Origin of the sequence: Burkholderia sp. Ap-955 (genome assembly GCF_011753045.1) — a bacterium.
GTDB classification, from domain to species: Bacteria; Pseudomonadota; Gammaproteobacteria; order Burkholderiales; family Burkholderiaceae; genus Burkholderia; species Burkholderia lata_D.
This window is the reverse complement of record NZ_VWWH01000005.1, coordinates 38,309-51,929: the sequence shown is the minus strand read 5'-3', so window position 1 is coordinate 51,929 and position 13,621 is coordinate 38,309. Positions and strand designations below refer to the sequence as shown.

Genomic DNA, 13,621 nt, shown 5'->3' with positions numbered 1-13,621 from the left:
TGGGTTTCTGGCCGATGCCCGGCGTCGGGCCGCGAAGCCCGTGTAAACCCGGTAAATCCCCGTCAGATAACAAAAAATTTCATTTGATGAGATAGGCGAACGTGATCGTCGACCCGGCGGTCGGTGTTTTCCCTAGGGCGTACACCTTTTTGTTTTACTCGTGGAAAGTCACTCTTATAATCACCATCCATAAACTGCTGTTCCGAATATGGAACAAATCGGAACAAACCGAGAGTCGATCAGAAGGAAGGGTGTGAGATGTCTGAACAATGGGTTTGCGCCGGGCACGCCGGCGCGCTGTCGGAAGACACGCCGATCGAGTTCAAGCGGACCGACGGCGTCGAAATCGGGATCTACCGCGTCGGCGACGACGTGTATGCGCTCGAGAACGTGTGCCCGCATGCGTACGCGCTGCTGACGCAGGGGTTCGTCGACGAAGGCACGGTCGAGTGCCCGCTGCACGAGGCCGTGTTCGACATCAAGACGGGCGAATGCCTGAAGGGTCCGGGCGGACGCGCACTGAAGCAGTACGCGGTGCGGCTCGCCGGCGAGGAAATCCAGATCAAGGTGGAGTGACATGAAAGAAGCGACTGTGAATTTCAATCCCTTCCTGAAGCCGTGGGTGGCGCCGCAGCCGAACAACGTCGCGGGCAAGGGGCAGATCGAGATCCCCGGCCAGGTCGAGAACCTGGTCTGGCAGAACCGCAAGGCCGCACCGACCCAGTACGAAAACGACCTCGGCGATGCGCTCGAACGCGTGTTCGAAGCCGGCGCGGTCGAGCTGGACGAGGTCGTCGCGGGCCTGAACCGCATCGGCTTCCGCGCGCCGGACGGCACGGTATGGACACCTGAGCGCTTCCGCGCCGAAATGGCCTCGCTCGCGGAATGACCGCCTGAGCGCCGACCGCCGACCGACGACAACCGCATCCGGAGCACACTGATGACGTCCCCCGAACAACACGCAGCACAACACGACCCGGTCCGTGCCTATCTCGACCGCGGCATCAAGAACTACTGGTATCCCGTCGCGCCGAGCTGGCAGGTGTCGAATGCACCGGTCGGCCTCACGCGCCTGTCCGAGCAGATCGTGCTGTGGCGCGATCACGACGGCAAGGTCCACGCGCTCGAGGATCGCTGCCCGCACCGCGGTGCACGCCTGTCGCTCGGCTGGAACCTCGGCGGCAACATCGCCTGCTGGTATCACGGCATCGAAGTCGATGGCGGCGGCACGGTCAACCGCGTGCCGGCCGTATCGAACTGTCCGCTCGAAGGCACGAAGTGCGTGAAGTCGTATCCGGTCGAGGAGAAGGCCGGCGCGATCTTCCTGTGGTTCGGCGACGAAGCGCACGGCGAGCCGGCGCCGCTGAACCTGCCCGAGGAACTGGTCGACGACGCATACGGCCACTTCCTGTGCGTGTCGAACTGGAAGTGCAATTACCAGTACGCGATCGACAACGTGATGGATCCGATGCACGGCGCGTACCTGCATGCCACGTCGCACTCGATGGCCGAAGGCGACAAGCAGGCCGACATGCGCGTGCGCAAGACGGAAACGGGCCTGATGTTCGAGAAGATCGGCCAGCGCGACGTGAACTTCGACTGGGTCGAGCTCGGTGAAACGGGCTGCCTGTGGATGCGCCTCGCGATCCCGTACAAGCAGAAGTTCGGCCCGGGCGGCAACTTCGGGATCATCGGCTTCGCGACGCCGGTCGACGGCGACAACTGCCAGGTCTACTTCTGGCGCACCCGCAAGGTCAGCGGCTGGCAGCGCGACGTGTGGCGCTTCATGTACCGCAACCGCCTCGAGGGCCTGCACTGGGACGTGCTCGAGCAGGACCGCTATGTCCTCGAAAGCCTCGCGCCGAATGCGCGCGATCACGAATACCTGTACCAGCACGACGTCGGCATGACGCGCGTGCGCCGGATGCTGCGCACGCGTGCGCAGGAGCATCTCTCCGCGCTCGACGCGTATCGCGCGGCGCAGGCGCAGGCCGCATCGGAGCCGGCAAATGGCTGAGCGCGCTCCGGTCGTGTCGCTCGCGGGGCGCCGCGTGCTCGTCACGGGCGGCGCGCGCGGGCTTGGCGCGGCGTTCGTGAAGGCGCTCGTCGAAGCGGGCGCGCAGGTCGCGTTTGGCGACGTGCTGGCCGATGAAGGCCGCGCGCTTGCCGCGCAACTCTCCGCAGCCGGCCATGTCGCGCATTGCTTCGCACTCGATCTTGCCGATCCGGCGAGCGTCACCGCATTCGTCGCGCAGGGCGCGGCGGCGCTCGGCGGCATCGATGCGCTGATCAACAACGCGGCGATCACGAACTCGGGCGGCAAGCTGTCGACCGAGCTCGACGTGTCGACCTGGGACGCCGTGATGAACGTGAACGTGCGCGGCCTGTGGCTCGTCAGCAATGCGGCGCTGCCGTATCTCGCGCAGTCGGGCCGCGGCGCGATCGTGAACCTTGCATCGGACACCGCGCTGTGGGGCGCGCCGAAGCTGCTCGCGTACGTCGCGAGCAAGGGCGCGGTGATCGCGATGACGCATGCGCAGGCACGCGAGTTCGGCGCGCACGGCGTGACGGTCAACGCGATCGCGCCGGGGCTCACCGAAGTCGAGGCGACGGCCTACGTGCCGGCCGAGCGCCACGCGTTCTACATGCAGGGCCGCGCGCTGACGCGTGCGCAGGTGCCCGACGACGTGACGGGCCCCGTGCTGTTCCTGCTGTCGGACGGCGCGCGCTTCGTGACGGGTCAACTGCTGCCGGTGAACGGCGGCTTCGTGATGAATTGATTGAATTGAAGTTTTCACTCTGATGAAGGAGAGGACGATGGCGGACGCCGATCTCGAACGCAAGTCGTGGGACCAGCCGGAAGGCGCAAGCTTCAACGACTGGATGGAAGGGCGCGTGGCGCGCTACGCAACCCGTCGCTACGACTGGGACGCACTGAAGTTCCAGGCCGACTACGACCCGAAGTACCGCCGTGCGCAGATGCGCTACGTCGGCACGGGCGGCACGGGCGTCGCGAAGGACGTCAACACGGTGCCGGCCGGCGGCTTCACGTTCTCGACGATGGTCATCCCGGCCGGCAACATCGGCCCGAGCCACATCCACATGGATGTCGAGGAAATCTTCTTCGTGCTGCGCGGCAAGATGAAGGTGATCTGCGAGCGTGACGGCGAGACGTGGGAAGCGATCCTCGGCGAGCGCGACCTGATCTCGGTGCCGCCGGGCGTGTATCGCACGGAAATCAACATCGGCGAGGAAGATGCGCTGATGTGCGTGATGCTCGGTTCGCCGAAGCCGGTCACGCCGACCTATCCGCCCGATTCGCCGCTCGCGAAGATCAAGCGCTGAGACGGAGCGGGTAAAGCAATGAGTGTCATCGACAAACGTGAACGCGACCGCACCGCGGCGTTCGCCGCGCTGCTCGGGCAGTTTCCCGAACAGCGTTGCGCGGCCGGCGCGGCGGGCACGATCGGTTATCGCGAAGCCGGCGCGCAGCATGCGGGCCGTGCATTGCCCGTCGTGCTGCTGCACGGCATCGGCTCGGGCGCCGCATCGTGGGTCCGCCAGCTCGACGCGCTCGGCGCATCGCGGCGCGTGCTCGCGTGGGATGCGCCCGGTTACGGCGTGTCGACGCCGGTGCAAGGCGCGTCGCCGGCCGCCGCCGATTACGCGGCATCGCTGAACGCGTGGCTCGAGGCACTCGGCATCGAACGCTGCGTGCTGGTCGGTCATTCGCTCGGCGCGATCGTCGCGGGCGGTCTCGCCCGCGTGATGCCCGCGCGGATCGCCGGCCTGCTGCTGGTGTCGCCCGCGGGCGGCTACGGCAGCGCACCGGCTGAAACGCGCGAATCGCGCCGCGACGCGCGGCTCGCGCTGCTCGCCGAACTCGGCCCGGCCGGGCTCGCCGAGCAGCGCAGCGGCAACATGCTGTCCGGTTTCGCGAGCGAGGATGCGCGGGCGTGGGTGCGCTGGAACATGGCGCGCATCGTGCCGGCCGGCTACGCGCAGGCCACGCATCTGCTTGCGAATGCCGATCTCGCAACGGATCTCGCCGGCTTTCGCGGCCGCACGGCCGTGGCCGTCGGTGCGAACGACGCGATCACGCCGCCCGCTGCATGCGAGCGGATCGCCGCGGCCGCGCACGTCGAGCTGCAGGTGATTCCGCAAGCAGGCCATGCCGGCTACGTGGAAGCACCGGCCGTCTATTCCGCACTGATCGACACGTTCTGCCGTCAGTGCGACCTACAGCGGGGACTGGCATGAACGAACCGCTGCAACAACCCGAGCAGGAAAACGGCAAGGCCGAAGCCAGCTACGTGGTCCCCGGCCTCGAACGCGGGTTGCGGATTCTCGCCGAATTCTCGCCGCGCGAGCCCGTGCTCGGCGCACCCGAATTGTCGAAACGGCTCGGCATTCCGCGCACGACGGTGTTCCGTCTGCTGCAGACGCTCGAATCGCTCGGCTTCCTCGAGCGCGCGGACAAGGATCGCAACTACAAGCTCGGCATCGCCGTGCTGCGGCTCGGCTTCGAATACCTGAGCTCGCTGGAGCTGACCGATCTCGGCCTGCCGGTGATCGAGAGCCTGCGCGACGCGACCGGCTTCACGACGCACATCGTGATCCGCGACGGCCGCGACGTGGTGTTCGTCGCGAAGGCGCAGAGCCAGGCGCCGGTGTTCAGCTCGATCCGCGTGAACGTCGGCACGCGCTTGCCCGCGCATGCGACGACACACGGCCACGTGCTGATGGGCGACCTGTCGCTGAAGGAACTGCATGCGCTGTATCCGGAAGGCGCGCTGAACCGGATGACGAACGCAACGCCGGAAACGGTCGACGCGCTGTATGAAGTGATCCGCGAGGATGCGCTGCGCGGCTACGGCGTCAGCAATTCGTCGTTCGAGCGCGGCATCTCGGTGGTCACCGCGCCGGTGCGCAACGAGACGCAGAAGATCGTCGCGTGCATCACGGTGACGGTGCCGAGGCCGGAGATCGACGCGGCGCTGATCGCGGACGGCCTGATCGACAAGGTGCAGCGCGCGGCGGCGGAACTGTCGCGGCGGCTCAATTACCGCTCGGATGACGAGCACACGTTTCTCAAGGCTTTAGGACTCCGATGATCCAGATCGATCTGACCGGGCAGGTGGCGGTGGTGACGGGCGGTTCGTCCGGCATCGGCCTCGCGACCGCCGAACGGTTCCTGCAGGCGGGCGCGTCGGTCGCGATTTGCGGCCGCGACAGCGAGCGCCTCGCGCGCGCCGAAGCGATGCTCGTTGAAAAGTATCCGGGCGCGCAACTGCTCGCCGCGCGCTGCAACGTGCTCGACGAAGCCGATGTGGCTGCGTTCGCGCAAGCCGTATCGACGCGCTTCGGCCGTGCCGACATGCTGGTCAACAACGCCGGCCAGGGCCGCGTGTCGACCTTCGCCGACACGACCGACGACGCGTGGCGCGAAGAACTCGAACTGAAGTATTTCAGCATCATCCGCCCGACGCGCGCGTTCCTGCCGCTGCTGCGCGACGCGCAGGCGCCGACGATCACCTGCGTGAACTCGCTGCTCGCGCTGCAGCCCGAGCCGCACATGGTCGCGACGTCGTCGGCGCGCGCGGGCGTGCTGAGCCTCGTGAAGTCGCTCGCGACCGAACTTGCGCCGCAGCGCATCCGCGTGAACTCGATCCTGATCGGCATCGTCGAGTCGGGCCAGTGGCGCCGGCGTTACGAAACGCAGTCGCAGTCCGGCGAAAGCTGGGAGGACTGGACGGGCGCGATCGCCCGCACGAAGAACATTCCGCTGAACCGCTTCGGCAAGCCTGACGAGGCCGCCTGGGCACTCTTTTATCTCGCAACGCATCTGTCGTCGTACACGACGGGCAGCCATATCGACGTTTCTGGAGGCTTTGCACGCCATGTCTAAAAAAACCACGGTTGGCGAGCTGATTGCCGCCTTTCTCGAGCAGTGCGGCGTGAAGACCGCATTCGGTGTCATCTCGATCCACAACATGCCGATCCTCGACGCGATCAACTCGCGCGGCAACATCCGGTATGTCGGTGCACGCGGCGAAGCCGGCGCCTTGAACATGGCCGACGGCCTGGCCCGCGTGTCGGGCGGCCTCGGCGTCGCGTTCACCAGCACGGGCACGGCGGCGGGCAACGCGGCCGGCGCGATGGTCGAGGCGCTGACGGCCGGCACCGCGCTGCTGCACGTCACGGGGCAGATCGAGACGCCGTACCTCGACCAGGATCTCGCGTATATCCACGAAGCGCCGGACCAGCTGTCGATGCTGCATTCGATCTCGAAGGCCGCGTTCCGCGTGCGCACCGTCGAAACCGTGCTGCCGACGATCCGCGAAGCCGTGCGCGTCGCGCAGACGGCGCCGACGGGCCCCGTGTCGGTCGAGATTCCGATCGACATCCAGGCCGCTGAAATCGAATGGCCGGAAGACCTCGCACCGGCACACGTCGCGGTGCGCGAGCACGACACCGCCCGCGTCGCGAAGCTCGCCGACGCACTGGCGGCCAAGCGCCGCCCGCTGCTGTGGCTCGGCGGCGGCGCGCGCCACGCACGCGAGGAAGTCGAACGCCTCGTGAAGCTCGGCTTCGGCGTCGTGACGAGCGTGCAGGGCCGCGGCGTGCTGCCGGAAGATCACCCGGCGACGCTCGGCGCGTTCAACGTGCATGCGTCCGTCGAAGCGTTCTACAAGACCTGCGATGCGCTCGTCGTGGTCGGCTCGCGCCTGCGTGGCAACGAAACGCTGAAGTACAAGCTCGCGCTGCCGCAGCCGCTGTTCCGCATCGACGCCGATGCGCTCGCCGACAACCGCGGCTATCGCAACGAGCTGTTCGTGCATGGCGATTCGAAGCGCGTGCTGGCCGAGCTGGCCGACCAGCTCGAAGGCCGCCTGTCGGTCGATCCGCAGTTCGCGGCCGATCTCGCGGCCGCCCGCGAGCAGGCGGTGGCCGACGTGTCGAAGGGCCTCGGGCCGTACAAGCAGCTCGTCGACACGCTGCAGGGCGCCGTGGGCCGCGACTACAACTGGGTGCGCGACGTGACGATCTCGAACAGCACGTGGGGCAACCGCCTGCTGAAGATCTTCGAGCCGCGCTCGGGCGTGCATGCGCTCGGCGGCGGCATCGGCCAGGGCATCCAGATGGGCATCGGCGCGGCGCTGGCGGATGCGGCCGCGAAGACGGTCTGCCTCGTCGGCGACGGCGGCCTGATGGTCAACGTGGGCGAGCTCGTCACGGCCGTGCAGGAAAACGCGAACGTGATGATCGTGCTGATGAACGACCAGTGCTACGGCGTGATCCGCAACATCCAGGACGCGCATTACGGTGGCCGCCGCTGCTTCGTGCAGCTGCATCAGCCCGATTTCGCGCAGTTCTGCGCGAGCTTCGGCCTCACGCACTACCGGATCTCGTCGCTCGACCAGGCAGAAGCGATCGTGCGCGAAGGGATGGCGAAGGCTGGCCCGGTGATGGTCGAGGTCGACATGCTGTCGGTCGGCGCGTTCGCGTCGAACTTCGCAGGCCCGCCGGTCAAGAAGGAAGAGCCGTCGGAGCGCCAATATGCTTAACGGCCAAAAGCGGGCTCACGCACCCGTCGACGTCGCGATGATCGGCTTCGGTGCGATCGGCGCGGCCGTGTACCACGCGGTCGAGCACGACGCGTCGCTGCGCGTCGCGCACGTGATCGTGCCGGAACACCAGCGCGCGGCGGTGCAGGGCGTGCTGGGCGGCACGGTGGAGGTCGTGTCGTCGGTCGACGCACTGGCCCGCCGCCCGGAGTTCGCGCTCGAATGCGCGGGCCACAGCGCGCTCGTCGATCACGTCGTGCCGTTGCTGAAGGCCGGCACCGATTGCGCGGTCGCGTCGATCGGCGCGCTGTCCGATCTCGCGCTGCTCGACGTGCTCGCACAGGCGGCCGACGAGGGCGACGCGACGGTCACGCTGCTGTCCGGTGCGATCGGCGGGATCGACGCGCTGGCGTCCGCGAAGCAGGGCGGCCTCGACGAAGTGCTGTACGTGGGCCGCAAGCCGCCGCTCGGCTGGCTCGGCACGCCCGCCGAGGCACTCTGCGACCTGCGTGCGATGACCGGGGAAAAGGTGATCTTCGAAGGCAGCGCGCGTGATGCCGCGCGCCTGTATCCGAAGAACGCGAACGTCGCGGCCACCGTTGCGCTCGCCGGCCTCGGCCTCGACGCGACGCATGTGCGCCTAATCGCCGATCCGGCGGTCGAGCGCAACGTGCACCGCATCACCGCGCGCGGCGCATTCGGCGAGATGTCGCTGGAAATGAGCGGCAAGCCGCTGCCCGACAACCCGAAGACGTCCGCGCTGACGGCATACAGCGCGATCCGCGCGCTGCGCAACCGCGCGGCCCGCTGCGTGATCTGACCGGGCCCTTGAAGGTCCGCCCGCGCCACGGCGAGGGCGGACGTGCAGAGACAGATTTGTGGGACTTGTGACATGACTCCTTTCGATACGAGCCTCGTACCCGACGGCAACATCCTGATCGGCGGCGAATGGCGGCGCGGCCGTGGCGCGCCTTACGCGAGCATCTATCCGGCCGACCAGTCGCTGAACATGGAAGTGTCGACCGCGAATGCGGACGACGCGGCCGAAGCCGTCGTGGCTGCCGACGCCGCGTGGCGCCGCGCCGACTGGGCCGGGTTGAAGCCGCACCTGCGCGCGCAGGTGCTGTATCGCATCGCCGATCTGATCATGCAGCGCCACGAGGCGCTCGCGAACCTGCAGCGCCGCGACAACGGCAAGCCGATCGGCGAGACGCGCGTGCTGGTGGCGAGCGCCGCGAACACGTTCCGTTATTTCGCGGCGTGCCTCGAGACGCTCGACGAGGAACTGACGCCGTCGCGCGGCGATTACCTGACGATGAGCGTGTACGAGCCGATCGGCGTGATCGCGGCGATTACGCCGTGGAATTCGCCGATCGCGTCCGATGCGCAGAAGCTCGCGCCGGCGCTGGCGGGCGGCAACGCGGTGGTGCTGAAGCCGGCCGAAGTCACGCCGCTCGTGTCGCTCGCGCTGGCGCGCATCTGCGAGGAAGCGGGCGTGCCGAAGGGCGTGCTGAGCGTGCTGCCGGGCAAGGGTTCGGTGATCGGCGACGTGCTCGTGCGTCATCCGCTGGTGAAGAAGGTGTCGTTCACGGGCGGCACCGAAGTGGGCCGCGGCATCGCGCGCATCGCGGCCGAGAAGCTGATGCCGGTGTCACTCGAACTGGGCGGCAAGTCGCCGACGATCGTATGCGACGACGCCGATCTCGACCACGCAGTCAACGGCGTGCTGTACGGCATCTTCAGCTCGTCGGGCGAAGCGTGCATCGCGGGCTCGCGGCTGTTCGTGCAACGTTCGGTGTACGACGAATTCATGAAGCGTTTGGTGGCCGGCGCACGCAAGCTGCGCGTGGGCGACCCGACGCGGCCCGACACGCAGATGGGGCCGCTGATTACCGCAAAGCATCGCGAATCGGTGGAGCGCTACGTGGCGCTCGGTCTCGAGGAAGGCGGCCGCCTGCTGTGCGGCGGCGAACGGCCATCGGGCGACGGGCGCGAGCACGGCTTCTTCTATCAGCCGACGATTCTCGAAGGCCTGCCGAACAGCGCGCGCATCTGCCAGGAAGAAATTTTTGGCCCAGTGCTCGTCGCGATGCCGTTCGACGACGAAGCGTCGCTGATCGCGCAGGCGAACGACAGCGTGTTCGGCCTGGCGGCCGGCATCTGGACGCGCGACTACAAGCGCGCCTGGCGCCTCGCGCGTGCGCTGGAAACGGGCACCGTCTGGATCAACACGTACAAGCTGTTTTCGATCTCCACGCCGTTTTCGGGCTGGAAGGAGAGCGGGATGGGGCGCGAGAAGGGGCGTCTCGGCATCCGCGAGTACATGCAGCAGAAGAGCCTCTACTGGGGCTTGAACGACGCGCCGCTGCCGTGGGCGAACTGAGCGAAGGGGAATGACGCAATGAGCATTTTGGGAATCGAGCAGATCACGTACGGCGTCGACGACCTCGCGACCTGCCGGCGCTTTTTCGCCGACTGGGGGATGAAGGAAGTCTCGCACGACGACGCGCGCGCACGCTTCGAGACGCTGAACGGCTGCACCGTGCTGGCGGTCAAGGCCGACGATCCGGCGCTGCCGCCTGCGTTCGAGGCGGGCCCGACGCTGCGTGAAGTCACGTGGGGCGTCGCGACGCAGCAGGAACTCGACGCGCTGCGCACGAAGCTCGCCGGCCAGCCCGGTTATTACGCGCAGGACGACGCGGTCGGCTGCATCGACCCGAACGGGATGGCGATCCGCATCGAAGTCACGCGCAAGCGCGCACTCGATATCACGGGCTCGCCGTCGAACGTGTGGGGCCAGACGCTGCGCGTCGACCAGCCGAGCCCGATCTATGCGCGCGCGGAGCCGGTCGAGGTCGGGCATGTCGTGTTCTTCACGAACTGCCTCGATGCGCAGGAAAAGTTCTACCACGAGCTGCTGGGCTTCGAGACGTCCGACCGTTACCCGGGCCGCGGCGCGTTCATGCGCTGCGCGCCGCACGGCGGCCACCACGACCTGTTCCTGCTCGCACTGCCGAATGGCAAACGCGGCTTGAACCACGTCGCGTTCACCGTGCGTGACATCCACGAGGTGTTCGGCGGCGGCATGCACATCGACCGCTGCGGCTGGGAAACGCAACTCGGCCCGGGCCGTCATCCGGTGTCGTCCGCGTACTTCTGGTACTTCCAGAACCCGGCCGGCGGCCTGATCGAGTACTACGCGGACGAAGACGTGCTGACGCCCGAGTGGCAGCCGCGCGAATTCGAGCCGGGCCCGACCGTGTTCGCCGAATGGGCCGTCGACGGCGGCCTTGACGGCAACACGCGCCGGCAGAAGAACGCGAAGGCGCCGGAAGGCAAGTTCATGACGGAGCGAAAATCGTGAGCGAAGAGAACGCACAGGAGCCGGCCGCGCCCGGCACGGTCGTCGTGATCGGCGGCGGCCAGGCCGCCGGCTGGGTGTTGAAGACGCTGCGCGCGGAAGGCTTTGCGGGCCGCCTCGTGATGATCGCGGATGAACCGCATTTGCCGTACGAGCGTCCGCCGTTGTCGAAGGCCGTGCTGGCCGGCGACGCCGACATCGAAACCGTGCGCGTCGTGCGTCCTGACGAATTCGACGCGCTGAACGTGGAAGCATGGCAGCCGGAACGCGCCGCATCGATCGACCGCGCGCGCCGCGTCGTGACAACCGAAAGCGGCCGCGAGATCGAATACGACCGTCTCGTGATCGCGACCGGCGGCACGTCGCGCCGCTTGCCGGACGCGCTCGTGAGGACCCCGAACCTGCATTACCTGCGCACGCTCGACGAAGCAGCCGCGCTCGGCGAGAAGCTGCGTGCGAGCCGGCGCGTGCTCGTGATCGGCGGCGGCTGGATCGGCCTCGAGGTCGCGGCGACCGCGCGCAAGCTCGGCGTCGAAGCGGTGGTCGTCGAAGGCGCGCCGCGGCTGTGCGGCCGCTCGGTGCCGCAGATCGTGTCCGACTTCCTGCTCGACCTGCATCGTTCGAACGGCGTCGACGTACGCCTCGGCGCGGCGCTTGCTTCGCTCGACGCGCAGCCGGACGACGCGTCGAAGGTGCGTGCAACGCTCGCCGACGGTACGACGATCGACGCCGATTTCGCGGTGGCCGGCATCGGCCTCGCGCTGAACGCGTCGCTCGCGAGCGATGCGGGGCTGGCGATCGACGACGGCATCGTCGTCGACGAATTCGGCGCGACGAGCGACCCGGCGATCTTCGCGTGCGGCGACGTCGCGAACCATCACAACGGCTGGCTGAAGCGGCGCGTGCGGCTCGAATCATGGGCCAACGCGCAGAACCAGGCGATCGCGGCCGCGAAAGCCGTGCTCGGCGTGCGAGCGCCGTACGCGGAGATTCCGTGGTTCTGGTCCGATCAGTACGACGTGAACCTGCAGATCCTCGGTGATCTGCCGGCCGATGCGCAGCTCGTCGTGCGCGGCGATCTTGCCGCGCGCCGCGCGACGCTGTTTTTCGTGGGCGAAGGACATGTGAGAGGTGTCATCGCCGTCAACAACGCACGTGAGCTGAAACTCGCGCGCAAGTGGATGAACCAGGGCCGGGCAGTGGATACGGAAGCCCTGGCAGACACGAGCAAGACACTGGCCTGACCGGGCGACGAGACACAGGAGACACCCCGCATGAGCACTTTCGACAACGTCGTGGCCGGTCGCGCCACGATGGAAGCTGCCGCCTCCACGCCCGGCGCGATCATCGCGCGGCTCGAGCGGCTTCCCGCCAACGCGATGCAGATCCGCGCGCGTGTGCTGATCGGCACCGCGACGTTCTTCGACGGCTTCGACGTGATCACGATCGCGGCGACGCTGCCGCTGCTGATTCATAAATGGGGGCTGTCGCCGACGCAGATCGGCATGCTGATCGCGTCCGGCGCGATCGGCCAGCTGATCGGCGCCTTCCTGTTTCCCGCGCTGGCGGAGAAGCACGGCCGCGTGAAGGCGATCGCGTGGAGCTCGGCCGTGATCGGCATCACGAGCATCGCGTGCGGCTTCGCGCCGACCTTCGAGATCTTCGTGCTGCTGCGGATTCTGCAGGGCCTGGGCCTGGGCGGCGAGTTGCCGGTCGCGGCGACGTACATCAACGAGATCACGCGTGCGCATGGCCGCGGCCGCTTCGTGCTGCTGTACGAGATCGTGTTCCCGATCGGCCTGCTCGTGTCGATGGCGCTCGGTGCGTGGCTCGTGCCGCGCTTCGGCTGGGAAATCATGTACTTCGTCGGCGGGCTGCCGCTGATCCTGTCGCTCGTGCTCACGCGCCTCGTGCCGGAATCGCCGCGCTGGCTCGCGTCGCGCGGGCGGCTCCCGGAAGCCGGGCGGGCGGTCGGCGTGTTCGAAGCATCGGTGCGCGGCGAGCTGCCGCCGGTCACGCAGGCAGCGGCGTTCGACGAGATGGTGCGCCAGCATCCGAAGCGCAAGATGAGCGACCTGTTCAGCGCCGCATATCGCAAGCGCACGCTCGCGGTGGCGACGTTGTGGGCGACCTGCGGATTCATCCAGTACGGGCTGTCGACGTGGCTGCCGACGATCTACAAGAACTTCTATCACGCGCCGCTGCAGCTCGCGCTGAACCTCGCGGTGATCGGCTCGGTGATGGGGGTGCTCGGGTCGCTGGCGTCGGCGCTGCTCGTCGACAAGCTCGGCCGCAAGCCGGTGATCGTGTGGTCGTTCGTGCTGTGCGCGCTGTCGCTGGCGTTTGCGGGCTTCTATCACGCGTCGTCGGTGTACGTCGTGTCGATCTTCTGCTCGCTGTCGCTCGGGTTGATGGCGTCGGGGTTCATTACCGCGTACGTCTATACGCCGGAGCAGTATCCGACGAGTATCCGCGCGTCGGGCTGCGGGCTCGGCAGCGCATGGCTGAAGATCGCGTCGTTCGTCGCGCCGATGGTGGTGCCGCACGCGATCATCGGCGGCAATCTCGCGCCGGCGTTCTACCTGATCGGCATCGTGCCGCTGATCGCGGCCCTGACCGTGCACTTCGTCGGGATCGAGACGAAGGGCAAGGTGCTCGAAGCGCTTGAAGCGTAAGCGCTGGCGGCGGTAAC

At 67.6% G+C, this 13,621-nt stretch carries 14 protein-coding genes; all 14 read left to right on the top strand.

Going from position 1 to position 13,621, the window contains the following annotated elements:
• Positions 1-258: 258 nt before the first annotated feature.
• Positions 259-576, top strand: a complete 318-nt coding sequence (locus tag F3J15_RS04585) for a non-heme iron oxygenase ferredoxin subunit (protein WP_011354710.1) — start codon at positions 259-261, stop codon at positions 574-576.
• A 1-nt stretch (position 577) separates the two neighbouring features.
• Positions 578-889 (top strand): recombinase-like helix-turn-helix domain-containing protein, encoded by a 312-nt coding sequence (locus F3J15_RS04580; RefSeq protein ID WP_089447956.1) that lies wholly within the window; start codon positions 578-580, stop codon positions 887-889.
• 51 nt (positions 890-940) lie between these two features.
• Positions 941-2,017: an aromatic ring-hydroxylating dioxygenase subunit alpha gene (locus F3J15_RS04575; protein WP_166888226.1), complete on the top strand. Its 1,077-nt coding sequence runs from the start codon at positions 941-943 to the stop codon at positions 2,015-2,017.
• Positions 2,010-2,780, top strand: a complete 771-nt coding sequence (locus tag F3J15_RS04570; RefSeq protein WP_069251898.1) for an SDR family oxidoreductase — start codon at positions 2,010-2,012, stop codon at positions 2,778-2,780. Before F3J15_RS04575 ends, F3J15_RS04570 begins: the two co-directional genes overlap by 8 nt.
• Before the next feature lie 37 nt (positions 2,781-2,817).
• Positions 2,818-3,345 (top strand): cupin domain-containing protein, encoded by a 528-nt coding sequence (locus F3J15_RS04565; protein WP_039344094.1) that lies wholly within the window; start codon positions 2,818-2,820, stop codon positions 3,343-3,345.
• An 18-nt stretch (positions 3,346-3,363) separates the two neighbouring features.
• Entirely contained in the window at positions 3,364-4,260 is an 897-nt protein-coding gene (locus tag F3J15_RS04560; protein ID WP_166888224.1) for an alpha/beta fold hydrolase, read from the top strand.
• Positions 4,257-5,114 (top strand): IclR family transcriptional regulator, encoded by an 858-nt coding sequence (locus tag F3J15_RS04555; RefSeq protein WP_043177340.1) that lies wholly within the window; start codon positions 4,257-4,259, stop codon positions 5,112-5,114. The genes F3J15_RS04560 and F3J15_RS04555 overlap by 4 nt, the downstream gene beginning before the upstream one ends.
• Positions 5,111-5,908 carry an SDR family oxidoreductase gene (locus F3J15_RS04550; protein ID WP_069251895.1) on the top strand — a complete coding sequence of 266 codons (798 nt, stop codon included), beginning with the start codon at positions 5,111-5,113 and terminating at the stop codon, positions 5,906-5,908. The genes F3J15_RS04555 and F3J15_RS04550 overlap by 4 nt, the downstream gene beginning before the upstream one ends.
• Entirely contained in the window at positions 5,901-7,568 is a 1,668-nt protein-coding gene (locus F3J15_RS04545) for a thiamine pyrophosphate-binding protein (RefSeq protein WP_089447951.1), read from the top strand. The genes F3J15_RS04550 and F3J15_RS04545 overlap by 8 nt, the downstream gene beginning before the upstream one ends.
• Positions 7,561-8,388: an aspartate dehydrogenase gene (locus tag F3J15_RS04540; RefSeq protein WP_166888221.1), complete on the top strand. Its 828-nt coding sequence runs from the start codon at positions 7,561-7,563 to the stop codon at positions 8,386-8,388. The genes F3J15_RS04545 and F3J15_RS04540 overlap by 8 nt, the downstream gene beginning before the upstream one ends.
• A 72-nt stretch (positions 8,389-8,460) precedes the next feature.
• Positions 8,461-9,951, top strand: a complete 1,491-nt coding sequence (locus F3J15_RS04535; RefSeq protein WP_166888218.1) for an aldehyde dehydrogenase — start codon at positions 8,461-8,463, stop codon at positions 9,949-9,951.
• Between the two features lie 18 nt (positions 9,952-9,969).
• A complete protein-coding gene (locus F3J15_RS04530; RefSeq protein ID WP_089485483.1) occupies positions 9,970-10,932 on the top strand; it encodes a VOC family protein in 963 nt (320 codons plus the stop codon).
• Entirely contained in the window at positions 10,929-12,173 is a 1,245-nt protein-coding gene (locus tag F3J15_RS04525) for an FAD-dependent oxidoreductase (protein ID WP_166888215.1), read from the top strand. The genes F3J15_RS04530 and F3J15_RS04525 overlap by 4 nt, the downstream gene beginning before the upstream one ends.
• A 30-nt stretch (positions 12,174-12,203) precedes the next feature.
• Positions 12,204-13,604: an MFS transporter gene (locus F3J15_RS04520; RefSeq protein ID WP_166888211.1), complete on the top strand. Its 1,401-nt coding sequence runs from the start codon at positions 12,204-12,206 to the stop codon at positions 13,602-13,604.
• Positions 13,605-13,621: the final 17 nt, after the last annotated feature.